This window comes from Citrobacter sp. Cf088 (assembly GCF_030334295.1).
In the GTDB taxonomy this organism is placed as follows: Bacteria; Pseudomonadota; Gammaproteobacteria; order Enterobacterales; family Enterobacteriaceae; genus Citrobacter; species Citrobacter freundii.
The window spans coordinates 1,034,256-1,054,863 of the sequence record NZ_JAOWEE010000053.1 but is presented as its reverse complement, the minus strand read 5'-3'; the positions used below and the strand labels follow the sequence as shown (position 1 = coordinate 1,054,863).

The 20,608-nt window shown below is 49.7% G+C and carries 21 protein-coding genes; 14 read left to right on the top strand and 7 right to left on the bottom strand.

All coding sequences use genetic code 11. The annotated features are described in order from the left end of the window. Nucleotides 1-48: 48 nt before the first annotated feature. Nucleotides 49-357: a DUF1161 domain-containing protein gene (locus OGV71_RS17940; protein ID WP_085951541.1), complete on the bottom strand. Its 309-nt coding sequence runs from the start codon at nucleotides 355-357 to the stop codon at nucleotides 49-51. Nucleotides 358-459: 102 nt separating this feature from the next. On the opposite strand from OGV71_RS17940, the gene OGV71_RS17935 reads away from it, so the two are divergent. Beyond that, the gene (locus tag OGV71_RS17935; protein WP_003032377.1) at nucleotides 460-1,170 is read left to right on the top strand and encodes a YnfC family lipoprotein; all 711 of its coding nucleotides are present in this window, start codon (nucleotides 460-462) and stop codon (nucleotides 1,168-1,170) included. Between the two features lie 7 nt (nucleotides 1,171-1,177). Here the strand turns inward: OGV71_RS17935 and speG are convergent, their stop codons facing one another. Both speG and OGV71_RS17925 read right to left on the bottom strand, forming a co-directional pair. Further along, nucleotides 1,178-1,738, bottom strand: a complete 561-nt coding sequence (gene speG / locus OGV71_RS17930) for a spermidine N1-acetyltransferase (protein WP_003032379.1) — start codon at nucleotides 1,736-1,738, stop codon at nucleotides 1,178-1,180. Nucleotides 1,739-1,773: 35 nt separating this feature from the next. Next, entirely contained in the window at nucleotides 1,774-2,115 is a 342-nt protein-coding gene (locus OGV71_RS17925; protein ID WP_003032382.1) for a DUF1283 family protein, read from the bottom strand. A gap of 153 nt (nucleotides 2,116-2,268) precedes the next feature. Here OGV71_RS17925 and OGV71_RS17920 point away from each other — a divergent pair, with 153 nt between their 5' ends. The 5 genes from OGV71_RS17920 to OGV71_RS17900 all read left to right on the top strand — a co-directional run bounded on the left by OGV71_RS17920 (nucleotide 2,269) and on the right by OGV71_RS17900 (nucleotide 8,013). Next, nucleotides 2,269-2,595 carry a YnfA family protein gene (locus tag OGV71_RS17920; protein WP_003032384.1) on the top strand — a complete coding sequence of 109 codons (327 nt, stop codon included), beginning with the start codon at nucleotides 2,269-2,271 and terminating at the stop codon, nucleotides 2,593-2,595. Between the two features lie 107 nt (nucleotides 2,596-2,702). Next, nucleotides 2,703-3,917, top strand: coding sequence for a D-mannonate dehydratase ManD (gene rspA / locus OGV71_RS17915; RefSeq protein WP_204583553.1), 1,215 nt, complete (start codon nucleotides 2,703-2,705; stop codon nucleotides 3,915-3,917). 13 nt (nucleotides 3,918-3,930) lie between these two features. Then, nucleotides 3,931-4,950 carry a Zn-dependent oxidoreductase gene (locus tag OGV71_RS17910; protein ID WP_257651474.1) on the top strand — a complete coding sequence of 340 codons (1,020 nt, stop codon included), beginning with the start codon at nucleotides 3,931-3,933 and terminating at the stop codon, nucleotides 4,948-4,950. A 52-nt stretch (nucleotides 4,951-5,002) separates the two neighbouring features. Beyond that, on the top strand, nucleotides 5,003-6,382 hold the full coding sequence (locus tag OGV71_RS17905; RefSeq protein ID WP_257651475.1) for an MFS transporter: 1,380 nt from the start codon (nucleotides 5,003-5,005) through the stop codon (nucleotides 6,380-6,382). 164 nt (nucleotides 6,383-6,546) lie between these two features. Then, the gene (locus OGV71_RS17900; RefSeq protein WP_204583551.1) at nucleotides 6,547-8,013 is read left to right on the top strand and encodes a mannitol dehydrogenase family protein; all 1,467 of its coding nucleotides are present in this window, start codon (nucleotides 6,547-6,549) and stop codon (nucleotides 8,011-8,013) included. Nucleotides 8,014-8,088: 75 nt separating this feature from the next. Here the strand turns inward: OGV71_RS17900 and ydfZ are convergent, their stop codons facing one another. From ydfZ to ydfG, 3 genes are all read right to left on the bottom strand, one after another. Beyond that, complete coding sequence (gene ydfZ / locus OGV71_RS17895) at nucleotides 8,089-8,292, bottom strand: putative selenium delivery protein YdfZ (protein WP_003032393.1); 204 nt, start codon at nucleotides 8,290-8,292, stop codon at nucleotides 8,089-8,091. Nucleotides 8,293-8,482: 190 nt separating this feature from the next. Further along, entirely contained in the window at nucleotides 8,483-9,169 is a 687-nt protein-coding gene (locus tag OGV71_RS17890; RefSeq protein WP_204583549.1) for a GntR family transcriptional regulator, read from the bottom strand. A gap of 86 nt (nucleotides 9,170-9,255) precedes the next feature. Beyond that, complete coding sequence (gene ydfG, locus OGV71_RS17885; RefSeq protein ID WP_003032398.1) at nucleotides 9,256-10,002, bottom strand: bifunctional NADP-dependent 3-hydroxy acid dehydrogenase/3-hydroxypropionate dehydrogenase YdfG; 747 nt, start codon at nucleotides 10,000-10,002, stop codon at nucleotides 9,256-9,258. 140 nt (nucleotides 10,003-10,142) lie between these two features. On the opposite strand from ydfG, the gene dcp reads away from it, so the two are divergent. From dcp to OGV71_RS17870, 3 genes are all read left to right on the top strand, one after another. Further along, complete coding sequence (dcp, locus tag OGV71_RS17880) at nucleotides 10,143-12,185, top strand: peptidyl-dipeptidase Dcp (protein ID WP_204584311.1); 2,043 nt, start codon at nucleotides 10,143-10,145, stop codon at nucleotides 12,183-12,185. Nucleotides 12,186-12,685: 500 nt separating this feature from the next. Next, nucleotides 12,686-13,132 (top strand): hypothetical protein, encoded by a 447-nt coding sequence (locus OGV71_RS17875; RefSeq protein WP_071685552.1) that lies wholly within the window; start codon nucleotides 12,686-12,688, stop codon nucleotides 13,130-13,132. Nucleotides 13,133-13,315: 183 nt separating this feature from the next. Beyond that, on the top strand, nucleotides 13,316-14,242 hold the full coding sequence (locus OGV71_RS17870) for a diguanylate cyclase (RefSeq protein ID WP_071697134.1): 927 nt from the start codon (nucleotides 13,316-13,318) through the stop codon (nucleotides 14,240-14,242). Nucleotides 14,243-14,526: 284 nt separating this feature from the next. Here the strand turns inward: OGV71_RS17870 and mgtS are convergent, their stop codons facing one another. Continuing rightward, nucleotides 14,527-14,622, bottom strand: coding sequence for a protein MgtS (gene mgtS / locus OGV71_RS17865; protein WP_003032406.1), 96 nt, complete (start codon nucleotides 14,620-14,622; stop codon nucleotides 14,527-14,529). A 486-nt stretch (nucleotides 14,623-15,108) separates the two neighbouring features. Here mgtS and urtA point away from each other — a divergent pair, with 486 nt between their 5' ends. The 5 genes from urtA to urtE are packed head-to-tail and all read left to right on the top strand — an operon-like array spanning nucleotide 15,109 to nucleotide 20,576. Further along, on the top strand, nucleotides 15,109-16,380 hold the full coding sequence (gene urtA / locus OGV71_RS17860) for an urea ABC transporter substrate-binding protein (RefSeq protein WP_003032408.1): 1,272 nt from the start codon (nucleotides 15,109-15,111) through the stop codon (nucleotides 16,378-16,380). A 43-nt stretch (nucleotides 16,381-16,423) separates the two neighbouring features. Further along, nucleotides 16,424-17,998 carry an urea ABC transporter permease subunit UrtB gene (gene urtB, locus OGV71_RS17855; protein WP_204583547.1) on the top strand — a complete coding sequence of 525 codons (1,575 nt, stop codon included), beginning with the start codon at nucleotides 16,424-16,426 and terminating at the stop codon, nucleotides 17,996-17,998. Further along, on the top strand, nucleotides 17,998-19,071 hold the full coding sequence (urtC, locus tag OGV71_RS17850; protein ID WP_204583545.1) for an urea ABC transporter permease subunit UrtC: 1,074 nt from the start codon (nucleotides 17,998-18,000) through the stop codon (nucleotides 19,069-19,071). The genes urtB and urtC overlap by 1 nt, the downstream gene beginning before the upstream one ends. Next, on the top strand, nucleotides 19,071-19,868 hold the full coding sequence (urtD, locus tag OGV71_RS17845) for an urea ABC transporter ATP-binding protein UrtD (RefSeq protein ID WP_071697131.1): 798 nt from the start codon (nucleotides 19,071-19,073) through the stop codon (nucleotides 19,866-19,868). The genes urtC and urtD overlap by 1 nt, the downstream gene beginning before the upstream one ends. A gap of 9 nt (nucleotides 19,869-19,877) precedes the next feature. Continuing rightward, a complete protein-coding gene (urtE, locus tag OGV71_RS17840) occupies nucleotides 19,878-20,576 on the top strand; it encodes an urea ABC transporter ATP-binding subunit UrtE (RefSeq protein ID WP_054528371.1) in 699 nt (232 codons plus the stop codon). Nucleotides 20,577-20,608 lie beyond the last annotated feature (32 nt).

Here is a 20,608-nt window from a genome sequence, read left to right as displayed (position 1 = left end):
TTAATGCATATCAAACTGGAGTAACCCTCCGCGCACGGAGGGTGAGATTTATTGCGGTTCTGCGACGTGTCCGTCTTGTGCAGATGTGCTATTGGCGGGGGCGTTGCCGCTGTTGGTCCGGGTATAGAGAATTTTGTGCGTATCATTTGCACAATGTCCGACTACCAGTGAGTCAGGTTGATCGGCCTGATCGTTGGGAACAATATTCAGCGTGAAGCTGGATTCAGCAACACCATTATTGATGATGCGCTGTTCGATATCGCTTTTTACGCGCTCGCATGACGCGGGTGCCGCCAGAACCTGCGGGGAAGCGACTACCAATATGATCGCGGCAATTCCTGGTATGTATTTCATCATCAGCTCCTTTATGATCGACTTAAACTAAGATTAGCATTTCTGGTGTAAATAACTGTATTTGCTAATATGATTGAGAATTATCTTCTTATCCCGGTGAAAAATGTGAAGAAACAGACCCTGTTAGGTTTCCTATGCGTCGTGCTGGTTGGGTGTGATAACGCTAAAGGGCTGGTTTCCTTTACGCCGGAAATGGCCAGTTTTTCCAATGAATTTGATTTCGACCCGCTGCGTGGGCCGGTGAAAGATTTCAGCCAGACGCTGCTTAATGATAAAGGTGAGGTTACTAAGCGTGTCGTTGGTACGCTGTCACAGGAAGGGTGTTTCGATACGCTTGAACTGCACGATATTGAAAACAATACCGGTATGGCGCTGGTCCTGGATGCAAACTACTACCGGGATGCCGAAACGCTGGAAAAACGGATCCGTTTACAGGGCAAATGCCAACTGGCGGAACTGCCTGCGGCAGGAGTGGTGTGGGATACCGACGATAACGGTTTTGTCGTTTCTGCGACGGGGAAAGAGATGAAGGTGGAATATCGCTATGATGCGGAAGGCTACCCGCTGGGTAAAACAACCGTCAATAAGGACAATACCTTACAGGTTGATGCCAAACCGTCGGTCGACCCGTTGAAGAAGCTGGATTACACCGCGGTGAGCCTGCTCAACAATCATCCGGTAGGCAACGTCAAACAAACGTGCAAATACGATGAATACGCAAATCCGGTCAACTGCCAGCTCGTTATCGTTGACGAGAGCGTGAAGCCGGCAGTTGAACACCATTACTCAATTGAAAACACCATCGCGTACTATTAGTCAGGCTTTATTGAGCTGTAGGTTGCAGCAGGTTTGGACCTGACGTTTTATGTTCTGCCAGATACTGCTGCTGGAAGATACACATACGGATAGTGTTGCGGTATTGGCCGTTGATAAAGAATTCATGAATCAGCTCGCCTTCGACCATAAAGCCAAGTTTACGGTAGATGTGGATAGCTTTTTCGTTCTCTTTATCAACGATCAGATACAGCTTATATAAATTGAGTACGGTAAAGCCGTAATCCATCGCCAGCTTAGCAGCCCGGGAAGCCAGACCTTTGCCCTGATAATCAGGGGAAATAATGATCTGGAATTCCGCCCGTCGGTGCACATGGTTAATTTCAACCAGTTCCACGAGTCCGGCTTTTTCACCGTCGCATTCCACCACAAAGCGACGTTCGCTTTGGTCGTGAATGTGTTTGTCATACAGGTCTGACAGCTCAACAAACGCTTCGTAAGGTTCTTCAAACCAGTAACGCATTACGCTGGCGTTATTATCAAGCTGATGGACGAATCGTAAATCTTCACGCTCCAGCGGGCGCAACTTAACACTGAGGGCGCTAGTCATATCGTATCCTTTCAATATCCTTCAAAGTGCAATAATTATGGGGCAACGGTGCGGCCAGTACGGCGGTCAAGGCAGCGCAGTGTGTTAGGTTCCCAGTACGCATTAATATTAGCGCTCTGTTCGCATTTATCACGGCTATCAAAGGCTGTATCGGCTTTGTCCCACTCTTTCTCTGCACGTTTGTTGACTTTCTGGCGAAGCTGGCGCGTATCGTTCCATTGTTCCTTTTCCATTGCTGCTTGTTGACGACTTTGCGCACTGTCCCCGGATTCAATGACCAGTTTACTGGTTTCAGCAAATGCGGAAGAGGTGTACACAGCCGCAGCCAGCGTCAGCATAGCCGTCAGGCACAGGCGTTTGGTCAGTGTAATTTTCATGGCGAATTCCTTTTATGGGAAAGGGTAAAAACGATAAAACAGGGTTAAATTCTACACTATTCCGGTTTGCGGGCATACCCACCCGGTGGATATGGATACGCTAACGAGATTCTGTCGTATCATAGCTAAACCGAAGGTAACTGAATAACATCAATGCTTAAGACCACATTCCTTTTTTTCGTCACCGCGTTATGCGAAATCATTGGCTGCTTTTTACCCTGGCTTTGGCTTAAGCGAGGGGCTACAGCCTGGTTGCTGATACCCGCCGGGATGTCACTGGCTTTATTCGTCTGGTTACTGACACTGCATCCGGCAGCCAGCGGGCGTGTATACGCAGCCTATGGCGGTGTTTACGTGGTGACCGCGCTGCTATGGCTACGCATTGTCGATGGTGTAAAACTCAGTTTGTATGACTGGTCTGGCGCGCTGGTGGCGTTGTGCGGCATGTTGATCATTGTGGCTGGATGGGGGCGCGCATAGCGCCTTTTTTGTGATCAAGTAGAGTTTTTTTGATCTTTATACTTGTATGGTAGTAGCTCAGTTGAGTAAATTTCATGCATCACAAGAACAGATGTAGGGAATAAGAAATGAAGATTGTTGGGGCTGATGTTTTTGTTACCTGTCCTGGGCGTAATTTTGTGACGTTGAAAATTACGACAGAAGATGGGATCACCGGGCTGGGAGATGCCACGTTAAATGGACGCGAGCTGTCCGTGGCGTCGTATCTGAAAGATCACGTGTGCCCGCAGCTTATTGGTCGTGATGCGCATCGTATTGAGGATATCTGGCAGTTTTTCTACAAAGGCGCGTACTGGCGTCGTGGGCCGGTCACCATGTCGGCGATTTCCGCAGTGGATATGGCATTGTGGGACATCAAAGCGAAAGCAGCCAATATGCCGTTGTACCAGTTACTCGGCGGTGCTTCTCGTGAAGGGGTTATGGTCTACTGCCACACCACAGGCCATACCGTTGATGACGTAATCGAAGATTATGCGCGTCATAAAGAAATGGGTTTTAAAGCGATTCGCGTACAGTGTGGCGTACCGGGCATGAAAACCACTTACGGTATGTCTAAAGGCAAAGGACTGGCCTATGAACCTGCCACTAAAGGGCAATGGCCGGAAGAACAGTTATGGTCAACGGAGAAATATCTCGATTTCACGCCAAAACTGTTTGAAGCCGTGCGCGATAAATTCGGTTTCAACGAACATCTCCTGCACGACATGCATCACCGTCTGACGCCAATTGAAGCGGCCCGTTTTGGCAAAAGCATTGAGCAATATCGTCTGTTCTGGATGGAAGACCCAACCCCAGCTGAAAACCAGGAGTGCTTCCGCCTGATCCGCCAGCATACCGTCACGCCGATTGCGGTAGGGGAAGTGTTCAATAGCATCTGGGACTGCAAACAGCTGATCGAAGAACAATTGATCGACTATATCCGCACCACCATCACCCATGCGGGTGGTATCACCGGTATGCGCCGGATTGCTGATTTCGCGTCGCTGTATCAGGTACGTACCGGTTCACATGGACCTTCCGATCTATCGCCTGTGTGCATGGCCGCCGCGCTGCATTTTGATCTGTGGGTGCCGAACTTCGGCGTACAGGAATATATGGGCTATTCCGAGCAGATGCTGGAAGTGTTCCCACATAACTGGACATTTGATAACGGCTATATGCACCCAGGAGACAAACCCGGCCTTGGGATCGAGTTTGACGAAAAACTGGCGGCGAAATATCCGTATGACCCTGCATATCTGCCTGTTGCTCGCCTGGAAGATGGCACGCTGTGGAACTGGTAAGGAGTGATTTGCTATGAAAAGTATCGTGATTGAAAAACCAAATACGCTGATTATCGCCGAACGACCGGTGCCAGAACCCTCAGCAGGTGAGGTCAGGGTAAAAGTGAAACTGGCGGGAATTTGTGGTTCAGACAGCCATATTTACCGCGGTCATAATCCATTTGCACAATACCCGCGCGTGATTGGCCACGAGTTTTATGGTGTGATCGAGACGGTAGGTGACGGCGTTGACCATTCGCGAATAGGCGAGCGGGTGTCCGTTGATCCGGTCATCAGCTGCGGACATTGTTATCCCTGTTCCATTGGTAAACCTAACGTTTGTACATCGCTGGTGGTGCTGGGCGTGCATCGCGATGGCGGTTTCAGCGAGTACGCTGTCGTGCCGGCGAAAAATGCCTGGACGATCCCCGATACTGTGCCTGAAGAGCATGCCGTTATGGTCGAACCATTTACCATCGCCGCAAACGTAACCGGGCAAATTAATCCGACAGAAAACGATATTGCGCTGATTTATGGCGCAGGGCCTATGGGACTGACCACTGTACAGGCGCTTAAGCGTGTCTATAAGGTTAAAACCGTAGTGATTGCTGACAGAATCGATGAACGCCTGGCCATGGCGAAGCAGTGTGGTGCAGACTGGGCCATCAATAATAGTCAGCACTCGTTGCAAGAGTTTCTGGTAGAAAACGGGCTAAAACCGACCATCATCGTGGATGCAGCTTGCCATCCATCCATTTTACAGGAGGCTATCACGCTGGCATCGCCAGCCGCGCGAATTGTTCTGATGGGCTTCTCCAGCGATCCTTGTCAGATTATTCAACAAGGTATTACCGGTAAAGAACTGTCCATTTATTCCTCAAGATTAAATGCGAACAAATTCCCGGTTGTGATTGACTGGTTGGTCAATGGACTCATCGATCCTAATCAACTTATTACTCACACTTTTGACTATCACCACGTTACAGACGCAATTGAATTGTTTGAGAAAGATCAGCAGCACTGCTGCAAAGTCTTACTCACATTCACTGAATAATATAAAAACTGCGAGTAAGTGGTACGCATCTTACCTCTTAGAGATAGCCAATATGAATCAAGAAAAACACGAAAGGTCCACGAAAGATCTGGTCAGAGCTGCCGTATCCGGATGGTTGGGTACTGCGCTCGAATTTATGGATTTTCAGTTATATTCTCTGGGTGCCGCACTGGTATTCCATGAAATATTTTTCCCGGAACAGTCTGCCGCCATGGCGCTTATTTTAGCGATGGGTACATACGGTGCAGGATATATTGCTCGTATCGTTGGCGCATTTATATTTGGCAAAATGGGTGACAGCATTGGGCGTAAAAAAGTGCTGTTTATTACCATCACAATGATGGGAATTTGTACGACCTTAATTGGCGTGCTGCCAACATATGCACAAATTGGTATCTTTGCGCCTGTTCTGCTGGTGACGCTGCGTATCGTGCAAGGGCTTGGTGCAGGGGCTGAAATCTCCGGCGCAGGCACGATGCTTGCTGAGTACGCGCCAAAAGGTAAACGTGGCATTATTTCCTCACTTGTTGCCATGGGAACCAACTGTGGAACCCTTAGCGCAACGGCCATCTGGGCAGTGATGTTCTTTGTTCTCGACCGTGAGGAGTTATTAGCCTGGGGTTGGCGTATTCCGTTCCTGGCGAGTGTCGTGGTGATGATCTTTGCCATCTGGTTACGTATGAATCTCAAAGAAAGCCCGGTATTTGAGAAAGTGAATGATGAAGAAAACGCTCCGGCATTAAATAATTCGTCAGAAAACACGCTGGGGGCGATGTTTACCAGTAAATCTTTCTGGCTGGCAACTGGCCTACGTTTTGGACAGGCGGGTAACTCAGGGTTAATCCAAACCTTCCTTGCCGGTTATTTAGTGCAAACGCTGTTATTTGATAAATCTATCCCCACTGATGCCTTAATGATCAGTTCGGTACTGGGCTTTATTACAATACCGTTGCTTGGTTGGTTGTCTGATAAATTTGGTCGTCGTTTTCCTTATATTATCCTGAATATCTCGGCAATTATTTTGGCTTACCCGATGTTGTCAATTGTAGTGGATAAAACGTATAGCCCGGGTGTCATTATGACGGCACTGATTGTTATTCATAACTTTGCCGTATTGGGGTTATTTGCTCTCGAAAATATTACTATGGCGGAAATGTTCGGTGCCCGTAACCGGTTTACGCGAATGGCGATTTCAAAAGAGGCGGGCGGGTTAGTTGCCGTTGGTTTTGGTCCGGTTCTGGCGGGTATTTTCTGCAACATGACCAATTCCTGGTGGCCAATTCTGGTGATGGTCATCGCCTACTCACTGATCGGTCTGATTTCCGCGTTGCTGATGCCAGAAGTGAAAGATCGCGACCTGAGCGTGCTTGAGGATGCTGCCGAGGTGAATAAAGCCGAGAAGGTTCGTTGCTCGGTGACTCAGACAAACTGATACCAGACACTAGCATGGACGGATGTCTCGTACGTTGTCCATGCTATTACACAGCTTTATATGATGTCATACCAATCATAAAAAGCTTAATGCAAATCAAAACATACAACCATACAGGCGTTACTCTGGAACAGTCCTGATTTCATTTATAAGTAGGCCATACCATGCAAAACAAGCTCTTAGCGGCAAAGGCTGCACTTCCTGACTACGATCGTACAAAACTGGTTCCGCGTATTGTTCATCTGGGGTTTGGCGCGTTTCACCGCGCACATCAGGGGGTTTACGCTGACATTTTGGCTGCAGACCACGGCAGTGACTGGGGCTACTGCGAAGTGAATCTGATTGGCGGCGAGCAGCAGATTTTCGATCTGAAACAGCAAGATAATCTGTATACCGTTGCAGAGATGTCTGCTGATGCCTGGACTGCGAGAGTCGTGGGCGTGGTGAAAAATGCATTGCATGCGCAGGTTGATGGTCTGGAAAGCGTACTGGCAGCGATGTGTGAACCACAGGTCGCGATCGTTTCCCTGACCATAACGGAGAAAGGATACTGCCATTCTCCGGCGACCGGTCAACTGATGTTAGACAATCCAATGATTGCCGCCGATCTGCAAAACCCGAAACAGCCAAAAACTGCGCCAGGCGTAGTGGTTGAGGCTTTGGCACGCCGCAAAGCGGCAGGTTTAGCCGCCTTTACTGTGATGTCCTGCGACAACATGCCTGAAAACGGTCATGTAATGCGTAATGTTGTCACCGCGTATGCCAGAGCGGTGGATGAAGAACTGGCTGCGTGGATCGAACAACATGTGACGTTCCCGTCGACTATGGTTGATCGAATTGTCCCGGCAGTTACCCCAGAGACACTGGACAAAATTGAACACATCACTGGCGTACGCGACCCGGCAGGTGTGGCATGTGAGCCGTTCCGTCAGTGGGTTATCGAAGATAACTTTGTCGCCGGTCGCCCTGAATGGGAGAAGGCAGGAGCGGAGCTGGTGGCAGATGTCATTCCGTTTGAAGAGATGAAACTGCGTATGCTCAACGGCAGCCACTCTTTCCTGGCTTATCTTGGTTATCTGGCCGGTTATCAACATATTAATGATTGTATGGACGATGAAAACTATCGTCTTGCTGCTCGTGCGCTGATGTTGCAGGAACAAGCACCCACACTGAAAGTAAAAGGTGTTGATCTACAGCGTTATGCCGATCTGTTAATTGAGCGTTACAGCAACCCGGCACTGCGTCATCGTACCTGGCAGATCGCTATGGACGGAAGCCAAAAATTGCCGCAGCGTATGCTTGATTCCGTTCGTTGGCACATTGTAAACGTCAGTCACTTTGATTTACTGGCGCTGGGCGTGGCGGGCTGGATGCGCTACGTCGGCGGTGTGGATGAGCAGGGCCAGTCGATTGAAATTAGCGATCCGCTGTTGCCCGTGATCCAGAATGCGGTGCGTAGCAGTAACGAGGGCGAAGAGCGCGTTCAGGCGCTGCTGGCGATCGATGCTATCTTTGGTCGTGAACTGCCGCAGGTTGAATTGTTCAAAAACCAGGTTACACAAGCATATCTTGCTTTACTGGCTGAAGGGGCGAAAGCGACGGTTGCGAAGTATGCAGCAAAACTGAAGTAACGAAGATTATGTTTTATGTCGCCATCTGGCTTTCAACGGGCCAGATGGCGCTGTGTTTTCTGGCATTCACACCAATTAGTTCATGCCTAAACGAATCAGCTCGAGGGGGGCATATTTGCCTTCACACCCTTCGATTTCCACTGTTTTTCCGCGGCGAATCTGCTCAGCGGTCAGGCCATCGGTATCTATCGCTGTAATGCGGCCTGTGAGCCCGGTGTCGCTGATCATGACGCGGCTGCCAGTGGTGATTGCGTTACGGTTACGATCGTATGTTTTCATGGTGTTTTCTCCTTTCCAACTTACCGTCAAAGCCCGTGGGCTTTTAGTCCCACGTAACGGGCGCAATATAAATACGCTTCTCGTTAAGGATTTTTTTTGTTTTCGATCAAAATCACAGCTTTTTTTATGCAGTTATGCAGGAGAGGGGAAACGCAGGAGAAACTCACCCCGGTGTGAGGCGAGCGTAGTATTAATCTTCGCTGAACCAGTCGCTATTTTCCTGACGAATAAGCTGAACGGACTCACCAATTTCCTGGAGATGGAGCATCATTGCGCACTCGACCGCATCGCCATCATGTTTCTCAAGGGCGGCAAAGATATCGTGATGCTGGCGTAACAGCATTTCAGGCGGGGAAATATGATCCAGGCTCATATAACGAACGCGGTCAATTGTAGCCTTTATATTCTCAACGGTATCCCAGGCGAGTTGGCACTCGGCGATTAAAGCCAGTTTCTGATGAAACTCATCATCAAGCTGGAAGAAATCATTGATCTGTTTTCGGTCAATTGCGATGCGCTGCTGATGCAAATTTTGTTCAAGCTGATAGCACTGTTGGTCGTTGATCAGCGATGCGGCGCGGCGTACCACGGCACATTCAATCGCCTGGCGGACAAAACAACCATTTTGCACCTGCGACAGCGAAATCTTGTTCACATAGCTGCCACGCTGTGGGCGGATCTGAATCAGACCGTTTTCTGCCAGTTTGATGAATGCTTCTCGTACCGGCTGGCGTGACACATTAAAGCGTACGGAAACCTCTTTCTCAGACAGCGGTGTACCGGGTGCGATCAGACAATGCACGATATCACGGCGAAGAATACGGTAAATCTGTTGATTTACTGGCTGTGTAGGGTTGAGCTGCGTTTCTACGGTCATTCATTCTTACTTTTTAGAGAGTTAACCCGGATATTTTATCACTTCTTTCAGGCTATCTATACCCGGCGCAAGGCCGGGCAGATAAATTAGCTCCGATGAATACTCAGCCCGGCAAAAGACTGTGTGACAGGCATCATTTCAAGGGTGTTGATATTGACATGAGCCGGTAAAGAAGCCACCCACCATACCGCTTCTGTGACATCTTGCGGGGTCAGCGCCGTGGTATTTTCGTAGGCTTTTTCAGCTTTGGCATCATCACCTTTGAAACGGACATTAGAGAATTCCGTACCGCCAACCAGACCCGGTTCGATGTCGGTAACGCGAATGGCAGTGCCGTGTAAATCAGTACGTAAATTCAGGCTAAACTGGCGAACAAATGCTTTGGTCGCACCGTAGACGTTACCGCCAGCGTATGGCCAACTGCCCGCTGTAGAACCGATATTGATAATATGACCGCGGTTGCGTTCAACCATGCCTGGCAGAACGGCACGGGTCATATAAACCAGTCCCTTGTTGTTGGTGTCGATCATATTTTCCCAGTCTTCAACGCTGGCCTTATGGGCAGGCTCAAGGCCCAGCGCCAGACCTGCGTTGTTGACCAGAACATCAATATTGCGCCATTCAGCAGGGAGGGCGTCCAGCATCTCTTCAATTGATGCACGATTACGTACGTCCAGTTGCGCGGTATAGAGGCGGTCACCCAATTCCTCTTTCAGTTCCTGCAGGCGCTCCTGGCGGCGTCCGGTGGCAATAACTTTATGCCCATTCTCAATAAAACGACGCGTAATGCACTCACCAAAACCTGCGGTTGCTCCGGTTACTAAAACGATCATCTCACTGTTCCTCAACGCTTTTTATGTAGTACTACCATAGCACGTCATTTCCGTTCAGAGCTATTCCTGCGTAACGCGATTGCGGTTGAATCCTGGGAAGTCTACTCTGGTAAACAAATCGTTTTCAGGAGTGAAAGATGTTGTTAACGAATCCTTTTTTAAGTCACAGCACGTTGCCGTATCAGGCCCCGCAGTTTGATCAGATAGAGGTGCAGCACTATCGCCCAGCGTTCGATGAAGGCGTGCGGCAAAAACGTGCAGAGATCGAGGCGATTGTGCAAAACCCGCAAGCCCCTGATTTTGCCAATACGTTGCTGGCGCTTGAGCAAAGCGGCGCTTTGCTGACACGCGTAACCAGTGTTTTCTTCGCGATGACGGCGGCGCACACCAACGATGAACTACAGCACCTTGACGAAGAGTTTTCCGCAGAACTGGCGAGCCTTGCCAATGATATCTATCTCAATGAAGCACTCTTCTCGCGCGTTGACGCTGTCTGGCAACGGCGAGGTTCTCTGGGGCTGGAAAGTGAATCATTACGCTTGCTGGAGGTCATCCACCAGCGTTTTGTACTGGCCGGCGCATGTCTGAATGAGACTGATAAAGCGAACCTTAAAGCGCTCAATACAGAGTCCGCCACGCTGACCAGCCAGTTTAACCAACGGCTGCTGGCAGCGAACAAGTCCGGTGCTCTGGTCGTGGATGATGCACGTTATCTGGAGGGACTCAGCGCTGAGGAAATTGCCGTTGCCGCTGAAGCTGCAAGGGAGAAAGGGCTCGACGCGCGTTGGGTTATCCCGTTATTGAACACGACTCAGCAACCAGCGCTTGCGGCGTTACGCGATCGCCATACCCGTGAAAGTCTGTTCACCCGCGCATGGACGAGAGCAGAAAACAATGACGCTAACGATACTCGGGCTATTATTCAGCGACTGGTCGAGATCCGGATGCAGCAGGCGAAACTACTCGGTTTTGCCAATTACGCTGCATGGAAAATTGCCGACCAGATGGCAAAAACACCGGAAGCTGCACTGACTTTCATGCGGGCGATTGTTCCTGCTGCGCGAGCTCGGGCATTAGATGAACAGGCCGAAATCCAGAATGTTATCAATCACGAAAAGGGGCAATTTAACGTCGAGGCCTGGGACTGGGCATTTTATGCTGAGCAGGTTCGTCGTGAGAAATATGCTCTGGATGAGGCGCAGCTCAAACCTTACTTTGCCCTTGATACGGTGCTGAACGAAGGCGTTTTCTGGACGGCCAATCAACTCTTTGGCATAAAATTTATAGAACGGTTCGACATTCCTGTTTATCACCCGGATGTTAGGGTATGGGAAATATTTGATCACGATGGTGTAGGTCTGGCGTTATTTTACGGCGATTTCTTTGCCCGGGAATCGAAAAGCGGTGGTGCCTGGATGGGCAATTTTGTTGAGCAATCGCAACTCAATGAAACCCGGCCGGTTATTTACAACGTGTGTAATTATCAAAAACCGGCAAAAGGTCAGCCTGCATTGTTATTGTGGGATGATGTTATTACGTTATTTCATGAGTTTGGCCACACGTTGCACGGTCTGTTCGCCACTCAGCGTTACGCCACGCTTTCAGGGACCAACACTCCGCGTGATTTTGTTGAATTTCCTTCGCAGATTAACGAACACTGGGCGAGTCATCCGCAGGTCTTTGCCCGTTTTGCTCGTCATGTTGTTACCGGGGTGCAAATGCCGCAGGCGTTGCGAGATAAAATGCAGCAGGCCAGCCTGTTTAACAAAGGTTACGACATGACCGAACTGCTCAGTGCTGCATTGCTGGATATGCGCTGGCACGGTCTGGAAAATAGCGCGTTATCTCTTTCGGTCGATCAATTTGAACAGCAGGCGCTGGCAGCAGAAGGTTTGGATCTCAAGGCCGTGCCACCACGTTATCGCAGCAGCTATTTTGCCCATATCTTCGGCGGCGGTTATGCCGCGGGTTATTACGCCTATCTGTGGACGCAAATGCTGGCCGATGACGGCTATCAGTGGTTTGTAGAGCAGGGCGGATTAACCCGTGAAAACGGGCAGAAATTCCGCGAAGCGATTTTGTCACGCGGAAATAGCACTGATTTAGCTGAACTCTATCGCCAGTGGAGCGGACGCGAACCACGAATGGAGTCGATGCTGGAACATCGTGGTTTGAGCGCGTAAGACATAATTAGCCAGAATGTTGAACCGGGCGTGATGCCCGGTTTTTCCAGAATCACTCTCCAGAATATCGCCAAAAATAAGCGCGAACGGCAAGGGCGTTATGTTTAAATGTCCAAAAAAGCATATAAAAATAAGTGCTATTTTGTTGCTGTCTGTGTTAAATATTATCCCTTTGATACTGGAGCAGGCTTGGTAAATACTTATTAACTTACTGAAATAAACAATTTTCTTTATTAATTGCGCTGCGCTGACATCTCAATTTATGAAAGATAAAAAAGTCATCAGGATATTTCTGGTAACGCCGAAAATAACCACTTATTTACTTTTGAAATAGAGTGGTAGCTAAAGTTATGCGCAATATTAATATATGTTAATTATGCTTTATTAATCATGTTTTGCTTTTCTGTTGCGGCTTGATGAATAAATAATCTTGCTGGGACAATCTTTTCGCTATTTGCTTTACCTTCCGGGTGGGGCGCAATGATGATAATGGGAATACTATGAATAAGGTTTTAATCTCTCTGGCAGTTTTGGCTACCGTGACTACATCGCCAGCGTATGCGATTAGCGCAAGCTACCGCGCGCAGTTGGAGCGTAGCGGGTGCACACAGGAATCTGAGCTGCGTGGCTGTGATGTAACTAAAACTAAAGCGCAGAACTCCGCCCGTGGTTTTAAACTGGAAACCGCGACCCAGGAAGCAACCAGACGCTATGCGCCTTTTGTTGGTAGTTACGGGGTATTTATGCCAAACGGTCAACGCGTTAATCAGTTGGTTGTTAAAAAAGATGGGGCGGTCTTGTTAAATGGCCATAAGGCTAAAGAGCATTTTGTAACTGCGGAAGACCTGAACGTATTTGAGGACGGATTACATATCATCCTGAAGACGGATAAAAAAGGTAGCTGGAGAAACTCAAATACGAATGAAAGTGGTTCAGTTGGCAAATAAGCATTAATCTGGGCATCAGCATCAGTTGCTACCGTGATAAGAAAAATAAGCCCTCTACGGGGGGCTTTGCATAGAGCGTTCTGTCTCTGACGCATTGATAACTATAAAAAAGATTACATAAATTTTCTTTTTGGTCGTTAAAATATCTGCATCAGAAGTGCTCGCACAGGGAGGGAGACTGCAATGATGAGAAATACGAAGGAAATAGATGCAATTTTGATTGAGTTGAACAAGTCCATTGATGCCCACTACAAATGGTTAGTGACAATGTTCCGCTGCGTGGTGTCTTCAGATGTTACTCAGCCGGATATTATGGGTGAACATTCGCATTGTGTTTGTCGATTTGGACAGTGGCTTAATAATCAATCGCGGTACAATGAGGATGATTGTAGTTACGTAAGCAAGATAAATGCCACCCACGAAAAGATGCATTTATTAGGCAAGGAGTTGCTATTGGCTATAGTGGAGAAACGTAGCCATCCATGGCATTTCGACAGTTTCCAGGACGCGCTGCTGGCATTTACCTCATCTGTAATGGACTACAAAATATATTTATTGAATATCCGCAGTAATATCGATGTATTAACAGGTTTGCCCGGCAGAAGAATGCTCGATGAGTCTTTTGATCGGCAGTTGCTCGATGCCGAACCGCTTAATCTCTATATATTGTTGTTAGATATCGATCGTTTTAAATACGTTAACGATACCTATGGCCATTTGGTTGGTGACTTGGTATTACGGGTTCTGGCATCAAATTTATTGTCATGGACGCGATATGATGAGGTGGCGTACCGCTACGGTGGAGAAGAGTTCATTATCATCATCAGAACAAAAACGGACGAGCAGGCATGCCAGGCGGGTTTTCGACTTTGTCGTCTGATTGGGCAGAAAAAAATTCCCTACACTGATGGAGAGATCGGTATCACGGTGACGGCAGGCATAACCCGAGTCCAGCCGGGTGAAACGCTGGACACCGCGCTTGGTCGGGCTGACAGGGCGATGTATCAGGGGAAACAGACCGGCAGGAATCGCTGCATGTTTATGGATGAAAATGAGCGGATCACGTTGGTGGACACCAATGACGGGACCTCGCATCCCATCAGTGAGTGAGTTTTCGAAAAACGGTTTGAGGTAGTTGCGTTTCGTTTAACTTTCATTGGGGTTGTCGATGATAGGTTAGCTGACTATCCGTTATCTTCGCAGGGAATTGCCTGATAGCGTATAAAAGCAAAACACAAATCTATCCATGCAAGCATTTACCGCTGGTTTAACCGGCGGTTTTTTTTATCTGCTAATCAGGGAAAAGGTGTCGGAAGGGCAATGCAGGTAAAAAAATGGCCCCTTGTGCAGTTACGCAACAAGGGGCCGGGTCGGTTCAGGACTATCTCCGTTCATTAATCATCCCATCTGTGGCTAAAATACGCGGCCAGGAAGCCTGAAAATAAAATAATTCCCAGAACAGCCATAAAAATATTCATATTACCCAGCATAGTAAATGCTCCTTTATCTGTGAGTTTCCTCTCTTACCTTAAGTTCACCTCGCTTATGACTATAGTAGCAATTCAATCTTAAACAAAGACTGAACTGTGTGATTATTTCGGCTGAAAAGTAAATTTTTGACATGATCACGTCGAATAAAATAAATAATAGTGACGAGACACATTTATCTGCGCACAAATAACCCTGTTTTTAAAACCTGAGACGCTGTTATGACAGTGTGCTGCTGACACAAATTGTTGCACGTTTATAATGCAGGGTTGTCTCATGGTGGTTCAATTTTTCGTTTGCTTAACCCGTTTGGCGGGAAAATGTAATACTGATTTTTGTGCGCGAGATGCTAATCTGTTGATTTTATATGATGTTTTAATATCTGGCATCGTTTTTGCCTTATCACTTCTGAACACCTTTAATTTGCACCGTTTTGTCTGCCCGGCTGCACCGGAGCTTTCAGCAAGTTTAATTTCAGGAGTGAAACTATGCAGCGTCGTACATTTTTAAAAGCTTTTGCACTTTCTGCCTCTGTTGTAGCAATGGGCGTGAGTTTTAGCGTTCAGGCAGCCGACACCATCAAGGTTGGCATCATGCATTCTTTATCCGGCACGATGGCCATATCCGAAACGCCGCTAAAAGATGTGGCGTTGATGACCATCGATGAAATTAATGCTCAGGGCGGTGTGTTGGGTAAAAAGCTGGAACCGGTGGTGGTTGACCCGGCCTCGAACTGGCCGTTATTTGCTGAAAAAGCAAGGCAGTTGCTGAGTCAGGATAAGGTAGCGGCAGTTTTTGGCTGCTGGACATCGGTTTCGCGTAAATCGGTTCTACCAGTATTTGAAGAATTGAACGGTCTGCTGTTTTACCCAGTGCAATATGAAGGTGAGGAGATGTCGCCTAACGTCTTCTATACCGGCGCAGCCCCCAACCAGCAGGCGATCCCGGCAGTTGAGTATCTGATGAGTGAGGACGGCGGTAGCGCGAAACGCTTCTTCCTGCTGGGCACGGATTATGTTTATCCACGCACGACCAACAAAATTTTACGCGCCTTTTTGCACTCAAAAGGAGTTGCCGATAAAGACATCGAAGAGGTGTACACCCCATTCGGACACAGCGATTACCAGACCATTGTCGCCAGTATTAAAAAATTCGCCGCAGGGGGGAAAACGGCAGTGGTATCAACCATCAACGGCGATTCTAACGTTCCATTCTATAAAGAGTTGGCCAACCAGGGCCTGAAAGCCACCGATGTTCCTGTGGTGGCATTCTCCGTGGGTGAGGAGGAGTTACGCGGTATTGATACCAAACCGCTGGTGGGCAACCTTGCAGCCTGGAACTACTTTGAGTCCGTCGATAACGCTGCCAACAAGAAGTTTGTCGCGGATTACCGGGCGTATGCCAAAGCGCACAAATTACCAAATGCTGAATCGGTGGTGACAAACGACCCCATGGAAGCTACGTATGTTGGCCTCCATATGTGGGCGCAGGCGGTAGAAAAAGCCGGAACGACCGATGTGGATAAAGTTCGCGCTGCAATGGCGGGGCAATCCTTCGCTGCGCCATCAGGCTTTACCCTGACCATGGATGCGACCAACCATCACCTGCATAAACCCGTCATGATTGGCGAGATTGAGGGCAATGGCCAGTTTAACGTGGTATGGCAAACCGATGAGCCGGTCCGCGCCCAGCCGTGGAGTCCGTACATCGCTGGTAATGATAAAAAATCTGAACAGCCTGTGAAAACCGCCAGCAACTGATCGTGTGCCCTCCTGCGGGAGGGTACCGCTTTGGAGAACGCTCATGAAAGCTATGCGCTTTATTCGTGGTGTGTTGTTGCTGACGTGGTTTTTGCCGTGGATAGCGCAGGCATCAGATGCCGATACCTTTACAGCCGCAAATCGAACTCAGCAGGCCGCCTTGCTCGAACAATGGTCGATCAATCCCGACATTCAGCGTTTGCCGATGCTCAGCGCGTTGCGCGAGGAGAGTCTGCTGACTGATAACGCGAAAAATACCTTCATCATGAACGGCTCGCACGCACAACCGTTAGGAACAGCGACAATCCCAAACGGCGAGCTAAAAAAAATTCGCCTGACTAACCGCCTGCGTAATCTGGTGGCAGGAGCGCTGGCTGTCCATCAGCTTTTAAGTGACAGTGTCACGTTAAGGTTAGAGGCAGCTCGTACATTACAGCGTGAGGCACAGCCGGATATGCTGCCGTTTTTACAGCAACGACTGGCTCAGGAGTCAAGTGGTGATGTGAAATCCGCGCTGGCTATTGCACTGGCAAACCTGCAGCTGAACAGTTCCTCGCCGGAAGTCAGACGTCAGGCAATCGAACTATTAGGGGCGTCAAATGATCCTGAAACTCAGGCGCGCCTGCAACCATTCACCCAGGCTGAACATGAACCCGATACCCGCGTGCGTGCTGCCGCTGGCGAAAGCCTGAATTCCATCGCGCATCGCATGAAGATTGGCGATCTTCTTGGACAGGCCTTTATGGGGCTGTCACTGGGCTCAATTTTGCTGCTGGCGGCATTGGGTCTGGCTATAACCTATGGATTACTCGGCGTCATTAATATGGCGCATGGCGAGATGTTAATGCTCGGGGCTTACTGTACCTGGATGGTTCAACAGCTGATGGGCCAGTTTTTCCCGCAATGGCTAGCCTGGTATCCGGTTATTGCGCTGCCGGTTGCCTTTTTACTTACCGCGGCGGTGGGAATGCTGCTTGAGCGCGGGGTGATCCGCCATTTATACGGGCGTCCTCTCGAAACGCTGCTGGCGACCTGGGGGATCAGCCTGATGCTCATCCAGTTGGTGCGTATGTCCTTCGGCGCGCAAAACCTGGAAGTCGCCAATCCGGCATGGCTTTCAGGGGGGATTCAGGTTTATGCCAATCTGATTTTACCGTGGAACCGAATTGTGGTGCTTGGCTTTGCCATTCTGGTGCTGTTTTTCACCTGGCTGTTGTTGAATAAAACGCGCCTTGGGCTGCGCGTACGTGCAGTGACGCAGAATCGAAATATGGCGGCATGCTGCGGCGTACCTACTGGACGCGTCGATATGCTGGCCTTTGGCCTTGGTTCAGGCATTGCCGGGCTGGGGGGCGTAGCGCTCTCGCAGTTGGGCAACGTAGGACCCGAATTGGGGCAAAGCTACATTATCGATTCGTTTCTGGTTGTGGTGCTGGGCGGCGTGGGACAACTCGCCGGGAGCGTGGCCGCGGCGTTTGGACTGGGGATCTTCAATAAAATTCTGGAGCCTCAGGTGGGGGCAGTTCTAGGCAAAATCATGATTCTGGTGCTGATTATTCTGTTTATTCAGAAACGTCCGCAGGGGCTGTTCGCGCTAAAAGGGAGGGTTATTGACTGATGACGATGCCAATGACATTAACGCTGGCGCGTAAAGCGCCACGCGCGACGCGCATCCTGGGACTGGGGTTGCTGCTGGCGTTGATTATTCTACCATTTCTTGCGCTGTTACCTGCGGACCATCCGCTGGCTATATCGATGTGGACGCTAACGCTGGCCGGGAAAATTCTCTGTTATGCCATTGTGGCGGTCGCGCTGGATCTGGTGTGGGGCTATGCCGGCATGCTCTCGCTGGGACACGGTATTTTCTTTGCGCTGGGAGGGTATGCGATGGGAATGTACCTGATGCGCCAGGCCTCTGGCGAAGGATTACCGGCCTTCATGTCATTCCTGTCGTGGAGCGAGCTGCCGTGGTTTTGGTGGGGGACGCAACATTTTATCTGGGCGCTACTGCTGGTCGTTCTGGTTCCTGGCCTGCTGGCACTGGTATTTGGTTGGTTTGCCTTTCGGTCAAAAATCAAAGGGGTCTATTTCTCCATCATGACCCAGGCCCTGACTTTCGCAGGAATGCTGCTATTTTTTCGCAACGAAACGGGTTTTGGGGGAAATAACGGTTTTACCGGCTTTACCACCATTCTGGGATTCCCGGTAACCGCCACCTCAACCCGTATCGCGCTGTTTCTGGCGACGGTCATGCTGCTGGTGCTGGCATTATGGCTGGGACTGGCGCTGGCCCGCAGTAAGTTCGGCCGTATTCTGACTGCCGTGCGCGATGCAGAGAACCGTCTGATGTTCTGTGGTTACGATCCGAAAGGTTTCAAGTTACTGGTGTGGACGCTTTCCGCTGTACTGTGCGGCCTGGCAGGAGCGCTGTATGTTCCGCAGGTGGGAATCATTAACCCTAGCGAAATGTCGCCGACCAACTCGATTGAAGCGGCGATTTGGGTTGCCCTCGGCGGACGTGGAACCCTGATCGGCCCGGTATTCGGCGCCGTGTTGGTGAATGGCGCGAAAAGCCTGTTTACCGTCATCATGCCGGAATACTGGCAACTGTTTCTTGGCCTGATCTTTATTGGCGTTACGCTGTTTTTACCCCGAGGTGTAATTGGTCTGTTTCGCAAGGGAGACAAATAATGCAGCCAGATGAAGGGCTATTTACTCGCCAGATGCCGGGGGATCGGTTTCGCAACCAGACTGATCCGGTGCTACAGCTGGAAAAAATTAACGTTAACTTCGATGGTTTTCAGGCGCTAACCGATCTCACGCTCAATATTGGCGTTGGGGAACTGCGTTGCATCATCGGGCCCAACGGCGCCGGAAAAACGACGTTAATGGATGTCATTACCGGCAAAACCAGGCCGCAAAGTGGTCGTGCGATATACGATCAGTCGACCGACTTAACGACGCTGGATCCCATTGCCATTGCACGTCAGGGAATTGGACGGAAATTTCAAAAGCCCACGGTATTTGAAGCATTAACGCTGGAAGAGAACCTTGAGCTGGCGCTGAAAAATGATAAATCTGTTTGGGGTTCTCTACGGGCACGACTCTCAGGCGAACAACGGGATCGTATTGATGAAGTACTGGCGCTGTTGCGGCTGGGTAATGAGCGGGCCCGCCGCGCCGGTCTGCTTTCGCATGGGCAAAAACAGTTTCTCGAAATTGGCATGCTGCTGGTACAGGAGCCGCATTTACTGCTACTGGATGAACCCGCGGCGGGGATGACTGATGCGGAAACGGAATACACGGCGGAGCTGTTTCGCCAGCTTACCGGTAAGCACTCTTTGATGGTTGTTGAGCACGATATGGGATTTGTTGAAACCATCGCCGATCGCGTCACGGTATTACACCAGGGGCAAGTATTGGCTCAGGGGAGTCTGCGTGAAGTGCAGGCCAACGAGCAGGTTATTGAAGTTTATCTCGGGCGTTAAGGAGTGCAGATGCTGCAGGTGAAAGAACTGAATCAATATTATGGCGGCAGTCATATTCTGCGCGGGGTGAACTTTGAAGCGCGTATCGGTGAGGTGACATGTCTGCTGGGGCGTAACGGCGTGGGGAAAACAACGCTACTTAAGTGTCTGATGGGGCTTATTCCGGCCCGCAGCGGAAGCGTGCTCTGGCAGGAGAAAAATGTCACTCAATGGAAGCCGCATCAGCGGGTCAGGGCCGGTGTGGCGTATGTCCCGCAGGGGCGTGATATTTTTCCGCGTTTGACGGTAGAAGAGAATCTGCTGCTCGGCCTTTCCCGTTTTTCAGCACCGGAGGCCCGACATGTGCCGGATGATATTTACGCGCTCTTTCCGGTTTTACAGGAAATGAAGCATCGGCGGGGCGGAGATTTGTCCGGCGGGCAGCAGCAGCAACTGGCGATTGGACGAGCACTGGCAAGTCGCCCACAATTATTGATCCTTGATGAGCCTACCGAGGGGATCCAGCCGTCGGTGATTAAAGAGATTGGTCAGGTGATTTCTCAACTGGCGCATCGCGGTGACATGGCCATTTTACTGGTGGAGCAGTTCTATGATTTTGCCGAACAGCTCGCCGACAAATACCTGTTGATGTCGCGGGGCAGCATTATTCAAAGCGGCGACGGTAAAAATATGGAGTCCGAGGGCGTTCGGGGACTGGTTGCTATCTAAGGTATGCGACAGAGCGACTGTGGCTCTGTCGC

Excerpts from the sequence above, each read along its gene's own strand:
- urtA (WP_003032408.1), top strand. The coding sequence starts at position 15,109 with ATGCAGCGTCGTACATTTTTAAAAGCTTTTGCACTTTCTGCCTCTGTT.
- ydfG (WP_003032398.1), bottom strand. The coding sequence starts at position 10,002 with ATGATCGTTTTAGTAACCGGAGCAACCGCAGGTTTTGGTGAGTGCATT.
- urtD (WP_071697131.1), top strand. The coding sequence starts at position 19,071 with ATGCAGCCAGATGAAGGGCTATTTACTCGCCAGATGCCGGGGGATCGG.
- ydfZ (WP_003032393.1), bottom strand. The coding sequence starts at position 8,292 with ATGAAAACATACGATCGTAACCGTAACGCAATCACCACTGGCAGCCGC.
- OGV71_RS17870 (WP_071697134.1), top strand. The coding sequence starts at position 13,316 with ATGATGAGAAATACGAAGGAAATAGATGCAATTTTGATTGAGTTGAAC.
- OGV71_RS17890 (WP_204583549.1), bottom strand. The coding sequence starts at position 9,169 with ATGACCGTAGAAACGCAGCTCAACCCTACACAGCCAGTAAATCAACAG.
- urtB (WP_204583547.1), top strand. The coding sequence starts at position 16,424 with ATGAAAGCTATGCGCTTTATTCGTGGTGTGTTGTTGCTGACGTGGTTT.
- OGV71_RS17940 (WP_085951541.1), bottom strand. The coding sequence starts at position 357 with ATGATGAAATACATACCAGGAATTGCCGCGATCATATTGGTAGTCGCT.
- OGV71_RS17900 (WP_204583551.1), top strand. The coding sequence starts at position 6,547 with ATGCAAAACAAGCTCTTAGCGGCAAAGGCTGCACTTCCTGACTACGAT.
- urtE (WP_054528371.1), top strand. The coding sequence starts at position 19,878 with ATGCTGCAGGTGAAAGAACTGAATCAATATTATGGCGGCAGTCATATT.
- speG (WP_003032379.1), bottom strand. The coding sequence starts at position 1,738 with ATGACTAGCGCCCTCAGTGTTAAGTTGCGCCCGCTGGAGCGTGAAGAT.
- OGV71_RS17920 (WP_003032384.1), top strand. The coding sequence starts at position 2,269 with ATGCTTAAGACCACATTCCTTTTTTTCGTCACCGCGTTATGCGAAATC.
- OGV71_RS17910 (WP_257651474.1), top strand. The coding sequence starts at position 3,931 with ATGAAAAGTATCGTGATTGAAAAACCAAATACGCTGATTATCGCCGAA.
- mgtS (WP_003032406.1), bottom strand. The coding sequence starts at position 14,622 with ATGCTGGGTAATATGAATATTTTTATGGCTGTTCTGGGAATTATTTTA.
- rspA (WP_204583553.1), top strand. The coding sequence starts at position 2,703 with ATGAAGATTGTTGGGGCTGATGTTTTTGTTACCTGTCCTGGGCGTAAT.
- urtC (WP_204583545.1), top strand. The coding sequence starts at position 17,998 with ATGACGATGCCAATGACATTAACGCTGGCGCGTAAAGCGCCACGCGCG.
- OGV71_RS17925 (WP_003032382.1), bottom strand. The coding sequence starts at position 2,115 with ATGAAAATTACACTGACCAAACGCCTGTGCCTGACGGCTATGCTGACG.
- OGV71_RS17875 (WP_071685552.1), top strand. The coding sequence starts at position 12,686 with ATGAATAAGGTTTTAATCTCTCTGGCAGTTTTGGCTACCGTGACTACA.
- OGV71_RS17905 (WP_257651475.1), top strand. The coding sequence starts at position 5,003 with ATGAATCAAGAAAAACACGAAAGGTCCACGAAAGATCTGGTCAGAGCT.